The sequence below is a fragment of the Parasphingorhabdus sp. genome, from assembly GCF_965233695.1.
Lineage (GTDB): Bacteria > Pseudomonadota > Alphaproteobacteria > Sphingomonadales > Sphingomonadaceae > Parasphingorhabdus.
Window position 1 is genome coordinate 2,293,896 of the sequence record NZ_OZ247497.1, and the last position, 12,355, is coordinate 2,306,250.

General features: G+C 52.2%; 10 protein-coding genes. 3 read left to right on the forward strand and 7 right to left on the reverse strand.

Annotated features, from left to right (window positions below; all coding sequences use genetic code 11):
• Positions 1–7: 7 nt before the first annotated feature.
• The 4 genes from ACO6S1_RS10920 to ACO6S1_RS10935 form a co-directional block, all read right to left on the reverse strand.
• Positions 8–436, reverse strand: coding sequence for a nuclear transport factor 2 family protein (locus ACO6S1_RS10920; protein WP_422342728.1), 429 nt, complete (start codon positions 434–436; stop codon positions 8–10).
• A gap of 297 nt (positions 437–733) precedes the next feature.
• Positions 734–2,224, reverse strand: coding sequence for an aldehyde dehydrogenase family protein (locus ACO6S1_RS10925; protein ID WP_422342729.1), 1,491 nt, complete (start codon positions 2,222–2,224; stop codon positions 734–736).
• A complete protein-coding gene (locus ACO6S1_RS10930; protein WP_422342730.1) occupies positions 2,221–3,822 on the reverse strand; it encodes a GMC family oxidoreductase in 1,602 nt (533 codons plus the stop codon). Before ACO6S1_RS10930 ends, ACO6S1_RS10925 begins: the two co-directional genes overlap by 4 nt.
• 6 nt (positions 3,823–3,828) lie before the next feature.
• Positions 3,829–4,614: an SDR family NAD(P)-dependent oxidoreductase gene (locus tag ACO6S1_RS10935; protein ID WP_422342731.1), complete on the reverse strand. Its 786-nt coding sequence runs from the start codon at positions 4,612–4,614 to the stop codon at positions 3,829–3,831.
• Positions 4,615–4,742: 128 nt separating this feature from the next.
• Between ACO6S1_RS10935 and ACO6S1_RS10940 the strand changes: the two genes are divergently transcribed.
• The 3 genes from ACO6S1_RS10940 to ACO6S1_RS10950 all read left to right on the forward strand — a co-directional run bounded on the left by ACO6S1_RS10940 (position 4,743) and on the right by ACO6S1_RS10950 (position 8,351).
• Positions 4,743–5,885: a sulfotransferase family protein gene (locus ACO6S1_RS10940; protein WP_422342732.1), complete on the forward strand. Its 1,143-nt coding sequence runs from the start codon at positions 4,743–4,745 to the stop codon at positions 5,883–5,885.
• Positions 5,882–7,045 carry a DUF1214 domain-containing protein gene (locus ACO6S1_RS10945; protein ID WP_422342733.1) on the forward strand — a complete coding sequence of 388 codons (1,164 nt, stop codon included), beginning with the start codon at positions 5,882–5,884 and terminating at the stop codon, positions 7,043–7,045. Before ACO6S1_RS10940 ends, ACO6S1_RS10945 begins: the two co-directional genes overlap by 4 nt.
• A 91-nt stretch (positions 7,046–7,136) precedes the next feature.
• The gene (locus ACO6S1_RS10950) at positions 7,137–8,351 is read left to right on the forward strand and encodes a cytochrome P450 (RefSeq protein WP_422342734.1); all 1,215 of its coding nucleotides are present in this window, start codon (positions 7,137–7,139) and stop codon (positions 8,349–8,351) included.
• A 17-nt stretch (positions 8,352–8,368) separates the two neighbouring features.
• Here the strand turns inward: ACO6S1_RS10950 and ACO6S1_RS10955 are convergent, their stop codons facing one another.
• Genes ACO6S1_RS10955 through ACO6S1_RS10965 form a run of 3 tightly spaced genes read right to left on the reverse strand, consistent with a single transcriptional unit; the run spans position 8,369 to position 12,345 of the window.
• Positions 8,369–9,148 carry a hypothetical protein gene (locus ACO6S1_RS10955; protein WP_422342735.1) on the reverse strand — a complete coding sequence of 260 codons (780 nt, stop codon included), beginning with the start codon at positions 9,146–9,148 and terminating at the stop codon, positions 8,369–8,371.
• Positions 9,145–9,987 (reverse strand): SDR family NAD(P)-dependent oxidoreductase, encoded by an 843-nt coding sequence (locus tag ACO6S1_RS10960; RefSeq protein WP_422342736.1) that lies wholly within the window; start codon positions 9,985–9,987, stop codon positions 9,145–9,147. The genes ACO6S1_RS10955 and ACO6S1_RS10960 overlap by 4 nt, the downstream gene beginning before the upstream one ends.
• 12 nt (positions 9,988–9,999) lie before the next feature.
• Positions 10,000–12,345 carry a membrane-bound PQQ-dependent dehydrogenase, glucose/quinate/shikimate family gene (locus ACO6S1_RS10965; protein ID WP_422342737.1) on the reverse strand — a complete coding sequence of 782 codons (2,346 nt, stop codon included), beginning with the start codon at positions 12,343–12,345 and terminating at the stop codon, positions 10,000–10,002.
• Positions 12,346–12,355: the final 10 nt, after the last annotated feature.

A 12,355-nucleotide genomic window follows, 5' to 3' on the forward strand; every position in this document is an offset into this window, starting at 1 on the left:
TTACCCATCAATCAATCAAGACCGATGTAAAGATGCGGCGGGTGATCCGCCAACCACCAACGGTCCGAACCAGTTGATCGTCATAATAACCGATACCGCGGTGTACGGGACCACCTTCGTTCATCGGCATCAGTAGAGCATCAACATAAGTTCGAGCACAGGTTCGCCCCTTTTTTTTGCTGATCTCGATATTCGTTATTCGGTGGAGCGTGGGTCCAATATTGGCATGTGCATCTTTCATGTAATTTGTAATGGCAGCCCCGCTTTGCCATTTTCCGAAAGCGCCGTAGTCAGCCTCGCAGTCATCTGTAAAGCAGGCGCGCAGGCTGCTCCAGTCTCGCCGGTCAATTGCGGTACCATAGGAGATCAGTACGGCAGAAATTGCCCGTTCATCTTGAACGCTCAATCCCGATTCCACGGACTTCATCTCGTTCATCCGTTAATCCTCTCGTCTTCTGCAGCCAATTTAGCTACCTTGGCGCGCAGCTGGCCCTTCTTTGGATAGGCACATTATTCACAAAAAAAAGGCAACCTGCGAATATTGAACTGGTATCGAGTCTATGCATGGTTGGCTATGATGGCCCAGCAACCGGGTTGCAAATCTGGCCTGCTGACCTTGAATACTGCAAGCCTGAGCTGGCGCAGGTCTCTTTCAAACATGACCACATCCGGAGGCGGTGATGGCGCAGTCACTTCCCATTGCAAGGGAGTACGAACCTGCAATGAGCCGATCTCAATGTCCCACAGGATAGAATATCGATTTTTCCTGCTGGTACTCGCGGATCCAATTAGGGCCATATTCACGGCCAATTCCGGAGCGTTTATATCCGCCAATCGGTGCGAAGCTCATCGTTCCTGTACCGCCATTTAGAGACACGCTGCCAGCGCGAATTCGATTGGCCATTTCGTAGCCTGTCGCTGCGTCTGCGGTCTCGATCGCGCCGTTGAGACCATAGCGTGAGTCATTAGCGATCTTGACGGCTTCCTCATCAGTTTCGAAGCCGATGATACAGCCAACCGGCCCAAAAATTTCATCCTGTGCAATTTTCATATCGTTGGTTACATTGTCGAAAAGGGTGAGTTGAGTAAAAAATCCCTTGTCGAGATGAGAAGGGCGGCCGCCACCACAAACTAGATTGGCACCGGCCGATTTTCCCAGTTCAATATATTCTTCAACCTTGCTGCGTTGGCTTTCGCGGATCAATGGTCCCATTGTGACAATTGGATCACGCGCGTTTCCAATATTAATTTGTGCGGCAACAGCGCTTGCTACAGCAACGAAGGTTGGACGAATGCTATTGTGAACCAAAAAGCGGGTTGGAATGGCGCAACCCTGTCCGGCATTGACCGAGAGAAAACCAACAGCCATGGCCGCCGCGCGCTCTACATCCGCATCCTCGCGAACTATCATCGCGGATTTGCCGCCGAGTTCCAGATGCACTTTCTTGAGTGTAGGCGCTGCTTGCTCCATAATTGTCGCGCCAACGCCCTCGGAGCCTGTGAATGTCACCATGTCCACACGTTCGTCTGTACAAAGCAATTGCCCTTCTTCAATACCGCCGGTGACAATATTCAAAACTCCTTCTGGTAGATCGATTTCTTCTGCAATCCAACCAAATAGCAATGCAGAATATGGCGTGAAGGGTGAAGGTTTCAAAACCATGGTGCACCCAGCCATAAGCGCTGGGCCAATCTTGGCGAGATTGAGGAGGAAGGGAAAATTGTAACCGGTGATCGCGCTGACGACACCAAACGGTTCGTGCACTACCGTAGTGCCCCCTATGTTTTTCGGCCCGTCCGGCGCAAATGGGTTGGGCGTGATATCAAGGGGCAACCTTTCAGGCTCATCACGCAATGCGTATTTTATAGTTGAGCGTAAATGATTGATCGGATTTGCCACTTGCATCATGCGTGTGATGCCCTGTGCACAACCAACTTCCGCGATGATTAGATTGACGATTTCTTCCTGCCTGGCTTCTAGCGCCTCGGCCATGCAATTCATGACATCGGCGCGCTCTGTCATTGTCATGCTTGGCCAAGGACCGTGGTTGAAAGCATAGTGTGCAGCTGTGATCGCTGCATCGACATTCGACATACTGGCAAGCGGCGCCAAACCGATAACCTCTTCAGTCGCCGGATTGATTATGGCTTCGTTCCCGCCTTCTGGCGCCACCCATTTCCCGTTGATAAACAGATTGTCGATTTCTGTAATTGACTTGGTCATATATTTGCCTTTGCGGAAATAATCATGTCAGCTGCATTAAGGGCGATAGCCATTGCTGGCCCATTGGTATTGCCAGATAGCAGGGTGGGCATGATTGACGTATCGCAAACACGTAAACCATTCACTCCGCGAACACATAGTTGCGGATCAACAACGCTATTTGGTTCAATACCCATCGCCGCCGTTCCAGCGATGTGAAAAGCCGTTCCTCCAAGTGCGAGCAGATTGGCGAGTATGTCTTCGTCAGAATGTATGTTCACCCCGATACCTGTCTCTTCGACAATGAAGGGTGCGAGCGCAGCCTGTTTGCCGAAACGCCTTATCCATTTGAACAGCGCCAGTGCGCGCTGCTGATCGACATCATCGGCGAAATGATTGGCATTGATATCAGGCGCGTTTTTAGGATCAGCAGACGAAATATGGCTCCAGCCGCGACTTTTCGGACGGGTGAAGTAACCAAGCATGCGCATGCCCGGAAAGCTGTCGAGTGCAACTTTTCCAGCCTCATCCTGCTTCATCGTTACAAGCATCGAACCAATTTGCGCATCAGGCCTGTCGAGACCAGATTCGGTCTTGATAAATCCGCCAATCTCATGCGCGGCGTCTGCCATGGGACCGCTGCGAAAAAGCATGTAACGCAAGATAGAAGCGAACAGACCGAAACCTTGCAACTTCTGGTTCGAGCTATGACCGGTGATCTTCCAATCGAGCGCAACGTAAAGGTGTTCACGTAAGTTTTCACCTACCTGAGGGCTGTGCGCCACCACATCGATGCCTAGCGCTTTCAGGCGGTCACCATCACCGATGCCTGATAGCTCAAGAAGCTTCGGAGATTCAATCGCACCTGCACTTAATATAACCTCGCCGTGACAGGCGATTATCTGATTATCCACCAGCACCCCGGTTGTACTTTCCCCCTCAAACAATATTCGTTCTACGCGTTTTCCCGTAAGTATCGTCAGATTGGGTCGATCACGGATCGGGTCGATGAATGCGCGCGCGGCAGAAAATCGCTGACCCTCCCATGTCGTTAAGACTTGCCTACCCATGCCCTGGTCGGCAAGCACATCGACATCGTTGACGTCCGATACTGTAGGCACTCCCATTTGCCGGCCGGCCTCCAGCAGTGCGGAAACGACCGGATTCCCCTCTTCATGTTGCGAAATCTTTAGTGGCCCTCCGACGCCGCGCCATTCGGAAGGACCAAGTGCATGGTCTTCCAATGCAACAAATTGACGTCCCATTCTGCTCCAGCCCCAGCCAGTGCAACCCGCTTCTTCCCAAGCATCATATTCGCGAGGCGCACCGCGCATATAGACCATGCCGTTGATTGAACTGGAACCACCCATTGCCTTGCCCTTGAGCCATACTTCCTCAGGCTGATTGCCAGTGGGAGTAACTGGGTAGGCAAAGACATGCGGATTAACAGGATCAAGTAACTTGCCAACGCCGCGGGGCATTCGGATCAGCGGGCTTTTATCATCCGGTCCGCATTCGATTATCATTACTTTGTGTTGCGGATTCTCAGAGAGACGGTTGGCCAAAACACACCCGGATGAACCCGCGCCGACGATGATATAATCATATGTTCCGTTCATATTACATCAGCAACTCAACATGCCGCCATCCACCACCAACGTCTGACCGGTTATGAATGATGAAGCATCGCTAACAAGAAACAGTACGGCGTTGGCGATATCCCTTGGTGTGCCGGTACGACCGATTGGCGGCATGAATTTTTCGATCTGCTCAGGCGTAAAATCCGGCCCGGAAGCACTCATCTGTCCTTCAGTTGTCGTATTGCCAGGACAGATCGCGTTGGCACGAATACCATCCTTGGTGACCTCTATTGCCGTGGCGCGCGTCAGGCCAGCCAGTCCGGCTTTGGAAGTTGAATAGGCATAGAGGCTGGGGGCAGATGCGTGAAATGCACTGTTGGAGGCGATATTGACAATTCGCCCATCTACCTTGCATTTGCGCATAATGCGGACAGTTTCGCGGGTCAACAAAGCTGGACCGCGAAGATTAATCGCCATCAATTGATCCCAATATTCACTGGTAGTGTCTTCTAGGAAATTGCGGTCCTGTATCCCTGCATTGTTTACCAAAATGTCCAATTTGCCAAATTCAGTTTCGATGCGATTCATCAGATCATAGATGGAGGTTTCCGAAGCAACATCGGTTTCTACCGATATAGCCTGCTGACCTTTTCCCCGAAGGGTTTCAGCGACTCTTTCCGCTTTTTCCGCCTTCACATCTGCAACCACAACGGCGGACCCCGCTGCAGCTAAAATATCGCAAATAGCTGCTCCCATGCCCTGCGCACCGCCCGTGACCAGCGCAACACGGTCGCTAAGGTTATAATCATCCAAATGCGAGTTCGATGCCACCCATGCTACTCCTCTGCCGCCGACTTGCCTGCAGCAACCGCCTTTCGGATAAACCTGCCCATTGACAGGTGAGGGCAGTCGAGCAGTGTATAACACGGGAGCGTCATTCAATCAGTGGAGAAAAGAGGTTGGCCGCCATTCCTACCGCTTCCCAAATGCTAGCTTCTTCAGGAATGCCCGCGGAATTAGCAGCCGGCACACTTCCTGGTTTGACTGCAGCGCTTGCAGCTCTGGAACAGGAAAAAGGCCTTTCGAAGGATGGCCTGGCAAGGGTTCTTGCTCAGTTTGAGGACAATCTCCAGCGGCTCACTGCTATTGCGACAGATCGCACCGCACATCCTGAAATTTGCGATGTTAAGATTGATCGGCCAGTTTTCATCCTCGGTTTGCCGAGATGCGGTACATCGATTCTTCACGCTCTCATGGGAGCTGATCCGCAGGTTCGTACCCCCTTGCAATGGGAGGTGGCTGCGCCGTCACCGCCTCCGGATGTGGCCACCTTTGACAGTGATCCTCGTGCTGCTGGTTTTGACGACTATGTCGCTGAGAATTTTGTCGGTGCTTGGGAAGACGTGCTCAAAGCTCACCCCATCGGAGCTCGAATCCCCCAGGAGTGCGGCATGATGTTGGAGACGGCATTTCAGGGCATCAATCCAACTATGCTATTCCGTCTGGCAGGTTACTATAAATGGTATCGCGATGCGGATACGCGCTTTGGATATCAGATCCACAAAATGTGGTTGCAGCATTTGGCATGGAAAAATTCGCGCAAACGTTGGGTGCTAAAGGTTCAGGAGCATGCCTATCACCTACCGGAACTGTTTTCGGTTTATCCAGATGCAATTTTGGTACAACCGCACCGCGATCCCGTCACCGTTATGGCATCAATATCCCGTTTGATCGAAGTGATCCGCAGCGTCAGTTTTACAGAAATTGATCGTGCCGCCTTGGGTCGGGAATTGTTGCATCTTTGGCATGACGGGCAGGTGCGCAGTATGGCCTGGCGAAAAGATAATCCGCATGTCAAAGTTCATGATCTGCGCTTTAAGGATATCGTCTCGGATCCCGTTGCTGCAGTGCGCGGAATTTATGCCCATGCGAAAATCGAATTTACCGAAGAGACAAAGCTGGCGGTGCAGCGCTGGTGGGAAGACAACCCGGCAAACAAGCATGGACAGCACAAGTATGAATTGGCTGACTACGGGCTGACACGAAAACAGGTTGAGACCGTCTACGCCGACTACATAGATGCTTACGGCGAATATTTATGAGCAGCTGGAATCAAAAAATAGTCAGCTTTGAAGAGACATCCAAACTGCTGTCTCTGCTCGCTGATCCCCAAGACCCGCTTATGACAGTTAACGCAGAAAGACTATTTTTTCAGACGCTTGCGTCTGGCTGGTTTACCGCATTTGCAGATCCTGATTTTCCAGATTTCGTTCCTGCTGTGAATACGCATCTTAACTGCATCGGTACCAACCCGGACTTTGTTTATGGCACGGCGTCGATCGACGGCAACGGTTCCTATCTGGTGACCGGTGAGCGCGGCGATGCGCTGTTCGTCCTAATGGATGTTAACGCTGGGGGATTGGGCGTCATGGAGGAACTCGGTCCTTCTCTTCAAACGGTGGATTTCGACAATTTGGCACTTGATAAAGACGGGCAGTTTTCATTGTTGCTAAGCGCCGACAAGCCAGAGGATTGGGAAGGTGACTGGCAGCAGCTTGATCCATCAGTCTGCTCGCTGACTATTCGCCAGGCCAGCTATGATTGGGGGAAAGGATGCGAAGCCCGCATCGCCATTGAGAGAATCGATAAAGCACATAAGCCGCGTCGGTGGTCTTCAGAAGAGATAGAGCTGCGGCTGAATGCACTTGCTTCCTATCCGACGCGGCTTTCCGGAATGGCGATGAACTTCATAAAAGCGCAGCGCGAAAAAGAGTTGTGGAATGCTCTGGAACATGACGACTGGGCCGGTAAGGGCGGAGTACAAGGGCAACATTATTATCAGGGGTTGTTTCGATTGGAACCGGGTAAGGTGTTATTGCTGGAAACGGAACTACCAAATTCGGTCCGCTACTGGAATGTGCAGCTGTCTGACATGCTTTGGAACAGTATTGACTGGATGAACCGGCAATCCAGTCTCAATGGCGGACAAGCTCATATCGACAAGGATGGCAAATTTCGTGCGGTCATTTCGCAGGATGACCCAGGGGTTCCCAACTGGCTGGACGCTGCAGATAATAGCGAAGGCGCTGTTATGCTGCGCTGGACGGAGGCAAGCAGCGGACCAGAGCCGCAATTGCGATTGGTAGACATGAATAAGCTGGAAAGACATCTTCCCAGAGACACGCCCGTCATTCAACCCGGGAAGCGGGAGATGCAATTGCGGGAACGCCGGCGCAGCGTGCAATTGCGCCGGCGGTGGTAGGTCTACAATGATAGGCAAAATAGTATTAACTGATAAGGACCACTGGTTTTGGTCAGATCAGATTCGATAGTCTGAGCAAGGAGAATGTATAATGCAGATGGAACTTCCCGATCCAACCATCCCTGAACATGTTCCAGCTTCGCTGGTTCATCCATTCCCGTATGTTTTTGGAATGACAACGACAGAAGATCCGTATTCCGACTGGGCCGCCGCCGTTCATGAAGGCCCGGATATTTTTTATGCGCCTCATGCATATCCCGGTGCGACGCCATCGTGGGTTGTGCGTAAGGTTGAAGATCTGCGAAAAATATATTTCGACACCGAAACCTTCTCGAGCAAGGACTTCTCGCCATTTGCGAAATTGGTTGGCGAAAGCTGGACCAACACTCCTGCTGAAGTGGATCCGCCGGAACATGCGAAATATCGCGCCTTCGTCAATCCGATTTTCGCGCCAAAAGCAATGACGAAACTAGAAGACAGAATCCGGAATTATGCAGCGGAATATATCGACGGATTTCGCGAAAAAGGCGAGTGCGAGTTTATGGCCGAATTTGCCTTTGAATTTCCGATCAAGGTGTTTCTTGAGCTGATGGATTTTCCGCTCAGTAACACCAAACAATTTCTGGAATGGGAATTCGGGCTGCTGCACTCGATGGACTTGATGAAAATTGCAGACGCAACCCGCAATGTTGTTGGATATCTGCGGGAGCAAATTGAAGATCGCCGGAAAAATCCACGCGATGATGTTATCAGCTATGCACTGGAGGTGGAAATTGATGGTCGGAAACTGAATGACGACGAATTGGTCGGATTTTCTTTCAACCTTTTCATCGGTGGTCTGGACACGGTATCCACCAATATGGGCAATCAGTTTCTGCACCTTGCCCGCAATCCTCAGGACAGGCAGTTTCTAAGTGAAAATCCGCAGGAAATTCCGCATGCTATTGACGAAATGATGCGCGCGTACGCGGCGGTGACGACTTTCCGCACCTGCACCAAGGAAACTGAATTTGGCGGTGTAAAAATGATGCCCGGCGACAAGGTTGCCATGTCCACCACATTGGCCGGTCGCGATCCGGCCGAGTTTCCCAATCCGGAACAAGTTCGTTTTGATCGGAGACCGCGGATGTTGTCCTGGGGCTATGGTCCGCATATGTGTGTAGGGATGCATCTTGCAAAGCGGGAGATGCGGATTGCAATTGAGGAGTTCTTGAAGGAAATCCCTGAATTTGAAGTCAAACCAGAGCATGCGATCGAATATCATCTGGGAATGATTCAACCGGTCACTCTGCCGCTGGTCTGGTGATTATCCGAGGAATTTCTTCAAGCGGAACCGAGCTTGTCGGTTCCGCTGGTTAGAACCTTGTCGCCCATTCGAATGCGCGCGCGCTCCTCAGCGGCGAGGCCCTCGGATGTGGGATATTGAACTGCATCCTTGGTGATTCTGTCGGTCAAATGATCCCAGTGCGTCACTCGCAATGAGGATTGCTCGACACTCGGTGTGTCGGCGAGCGATGGCGCGTCTTTCCAAGACTTCCAGGCTTGATCGTCATTCACCTTGTAGATGCCGACATAATTCACAGACGGTTCCGTAGGGATCATTTGGCCATGGCTGCGGAACATTAGAAAACCAGCCGATTGCACACCCGGGCGTCTCGCAGCTTGCGGCAGGTAGCTATCTGCATACCAGTTGCGAAACGCCTGTTCCTCGCCCGGCACAGCATTCAACTGTTCCAAAACTACCCCGCCGGTATGCGGAGTTTCAGGGTCATAATTACGAAAGGCGAGGGGGTAATAATGATAATCCTCCAGCACGCTATCGTCGATCGCATTGGTTACCATCATCCTGCTGGTTAGTGCATTGTCCCAATGCTCGCGTGAAAAAAGTTCTGCATCAAATACATCATAAAACGCCAGATATTTCCAATCAAAGTCATCACCGATTTCCATAGGCTGGTTTTCGCTACGGACAAATCTTTGTGCTGCAATCGACCCGCGAAAACGCAAGGCATCCCGGATATGGATATTTGTGTACCAGTCATCCAGATCATCTTCCCGGCCTGGGTGCGCCTTGGTCAAAACGACGAGAACTGCTTCTATCATGAAGGCTGCCCTCTTACCGACGAAAACGGAATGTGCGGGGAACCCATTGTCTTGCGATAGGAAATCGGTTGTTTGCCATCGACATCGCTGATGCCTTGGCATTCTGCATATTCTGCTCCGATCAGAGCCTGACCGCTTTGTTTCATCAAATTGGCATCGCTATACAGCGCATTAATAACCCGCGCGGTAAATTCCGGGGTTTCCCAATTGGGTAAATTTTCCTGAATTCCCGGCGGCAATATCTCCTTCGGCATAGCGCGTACGGCATCAGTGAGCACAAATCCTGGCCAATACGAAATTGCTGCCACCCCATAAGGAGCAAGATCGATGGCCATATCGGCCATCATCTTGTCAGTTCCCGCCTTTGCTGCGCCATAAGCCGGCCCGTGAAAATAGGAAACGGCGCCATAAAAACTGATGCTGGCTATCAGGCCTTTGCCCGCTTTCACCATCATCGGCGCGGCGTAAAAGGACGCGACATAATTTGAACGCAGGCCCACATCGATCATGTCCACGAGTTTAAGCGGCTTCTCCCAGAAGGGCTGCGGTGCAACAAGTTCGGCAGCGTGCACAGCGGCTGCATTGTTCAGCAAAATGTCAATCCCGCCCAATTCGCCTTCTATCTGCTGGAATGCTGCTTCCACTGCAGCGTCGTCGCTATGGTTACAGGTGATAGGTACCGCCTTGCCGCCACGTTCGGTGATTTCCCCGGCCACTGCTGCAAGATCATCTTCGTTACGTCCTGTCGCAACCACTGTTGCACCCTGCGCGCCAAATTCCCGGGCTGCGCCACGGCCCAGTCCGCGGGTCGCACCCGTCACCACTACGACATTTCCCATCCCTCAATCTCCTCAATCGTTTGATACGGGCAGCGCATAGGCAATTATCTTGTCGCTATAGCCGGACAAAATACCGCCATGGCCGCCTGCAGCAATCACAACAAATTGCCGTTTCGATTTTTCAGACCAATATGTCATTGGCGTGGCATTACCGCCCGCAGGCAGCCGCCCTTTCCAAAGTTCTTTTCCGGTATTGATGTCATATGCGCGGATCATATGTTCCTGCGTCGCGCCGATAAAAGCAAGGCCCGAGCGTGTGACTACAGCACCGCCAATATTTGGTACGCCCATCGGAATGGGCAGCCCGATCTTAGTCATCAGCGGACCGCTATCGCGCGCTGTTCCGAAGGGTTTTTGCCAAAGCAATTTTCCGTTTGTCAGGTCAACAGCACTGACAAGGCCATAAGGAGGTTCGGTGCACGGTGCGAGCAGCGGCGAAAGAAAAGGAGCAACAGACGCAGCATAAGGAGTGCCTGCTTGCGCTACGGGACCAGCGACATTTTCAAAACTCGGTTTGGCTACAGGCTTCAAGCCCATATTGTCGGCTTCCTCACGTGGGATCAACTTGCTGTAACCAATAACATGGGTAGAATTGACAAATGCGATGCGGTTATCAGGATCGACGGCGACACTGCCCCAATTATGTCCGCCTAGAGAACCGGGCCAAACCACGGTGGAACGATCTGCTTGGAGAGGGGTCATTGAACCATCAAATCGCGCCTGCCTGAATTTGAGCCGACACCAGGCCTGATCCAGCATTACGAAGCCCCACATGCTTTTTTCACTGGGACGAGGACCCGAAAAATTGGGCAGTCCGACAGAAAATGGTTGAGTGGGTGAGGATTTTGCGCCCTCAACATCGCTGGTGGGAACTTGGCGCTCCTCCACTTTAGCAATAGGCTCACCGGTGCGCCGGTCGAGCATGAATAGCTCTCCGCGCTTGGTAGGCTGCAGCAAGGCAGGGCGGCCATCAGCCAATTCGAATAGCACGGGCTGTGCAGGTACATCATAGTCCCATACGTCGTGACGGGTTGTCTGAAAATGCCAACGAGGTCGCCCGGTATTGGCATCGAGCGCGACCACGCTACTCGAATATTTCTCCATCTCGGGGGTGCGGTGCGTCCCGGTATAGTCGGGCGTAGCATTGCCCGTCGGCACATACACCAATCCCAATTCTTCATCCGCACTCATCACGCTCCAGCTATTGGGCGTGCCGGGTGTATAGGTTTCTCCCTCCTCGGGTTCGCCGGTACGATCGGGCCGTCCCATATCCCACGCCCAGGCCAGTTTGCCGCTAATCGCATCATAGGCTCGAATAACGCCGGATGGCTCCCCAACGGTCTGACCATCAGTGACCCAACCGCCAACGACCAGCTTCCCGGAAATCACTGTTGCAGGCGATGAGACATGATAATAGCCTTGGGGTGCATCGCTCATGCCCTTGAGCAGATCGACCACACCAGCCTTTCCAAAATCTTCACATAGTTTTCCGTTTGTTGCATCCACCGCTATCAGACGACTGTCGATTGTGGCGGTATAGATACGCTGGGAGCAGGGTGCTGTGTCGTCACTTTCCTCCAGCTCGAAATAGGATACGCCTCGACAGGTCTGGCCAAATATTCCGCTCGTGTCTGCATTGGCTTCGTAGCGCCAAATCTGCTCTCCCGTTTCGGCGTCAAGAGCCACAATATCGTTATAGCCCGTGCAGAAATATAGGTGGCCGCCAATCTTTAGCGGTGTTGCCTGAAAAGGTGCTGCCTCGCCATTGGGTTCTCTGCCGAGAGAGTAGCTCCATGCTTCCTTGAGTGCACCGACATTAGCCGGCGTAATCTGGCTCAGCGGAGAATAACGACGTCCAGCTTGCAGGTTGCCATAGTGATGCCATTCGCCATCGCGCACATCGGTCGGCCCCGCCGCCAGTGACGATAGATCATCTCCGCCCGTTACGCGGTCATTCCAGAATGTCCAGCCAATGCCCCCAAAAATGCCAATAATGGCTATGGAGAGAATGCCAGTGCTTAGTTTTGAACTCGGTTCTACCCCCAAGGAGCGACGCATCCAGGGAGTGAGTAGCCAAATTCCAACTGCGCTCAACAAAGCGAGCCTGCCAAATAATGGCCAGAAGCTGAGACCCGATTCCCAAAGCGCCCACACCAATGTGATCAGCCACAGAAGGCTAAATAGCGTAAGCGATCTGCTAGATTGCTTCGCCAACAGCCATGCGAGCGCAGCCAGCGTCAATCCTGAGATCAGATAATATGGTGAACCGCCCTCCAGGACCAATGACCCGCCCAGCCAAATCAATCCGCCCGCGATCAAAAGAAGTAGCAGAGCCAGGAGCCAATTGAGAATTTTCACTGGATCATCA

What these genes read in the sequence shown, in the direction of transcription:
- ACO6S1_RS10925 (WP_422342729.1), bottom strand. Translation starts at nt 2,224, where the DNA reads ATGACCAAGTCAATTACAGAAATCGACAATCTGTTTATCAACGGGAAA.
- ACO6S1_RS10960 (WP_422342736.1), bottom strand. Translation starts at nt 9,987, where the DNA reads ATGGGAAATGTCGTAGTGGTGACGGGTGCGACCCGCGGACTGGGCCGT.
- ACO6S1_RS10930 (WP_422342730.1), bottom strand. Translation starts at nt 3,822, where the DNA reads ATGAACGGAACATATGATTATATCATCGTCGGCGCGGGTTCATCCGGG.
- ACO6S1_RS10950 (WP_422342734.1), top strand. Translation starts at nt 7,137, where the DNA reads ATGCAGATGGAACTTCCCGATCCAACCATCCCTGAACATGTTCCAGCT.
- ACO6S1_RS10920 (WP_422342728.1), bottom strand. Translation starts at nt 436, where the DNA reads ATGAACGAGATGAAGTCCGTGGAATCGGGATTGAGCGTTCAAGATGAA.
- ACO6S1_RS10955 (WP_422342735.1), bottom strand. Translation starts at nt 9,148, where the DNA reads ATGATAGAAGCAGTTCTCGTCGTTTTGACCAAGGCGCACCCAGGCCGG.
- ACO6S1_RS10945 (WP_422342733.1), top strand. Translation starts at nt 5,882, where the DNA reads ATGAGCAGCTGGAATCAAAAAATAGTCAGCTTTGAAGAGACATCCAAA.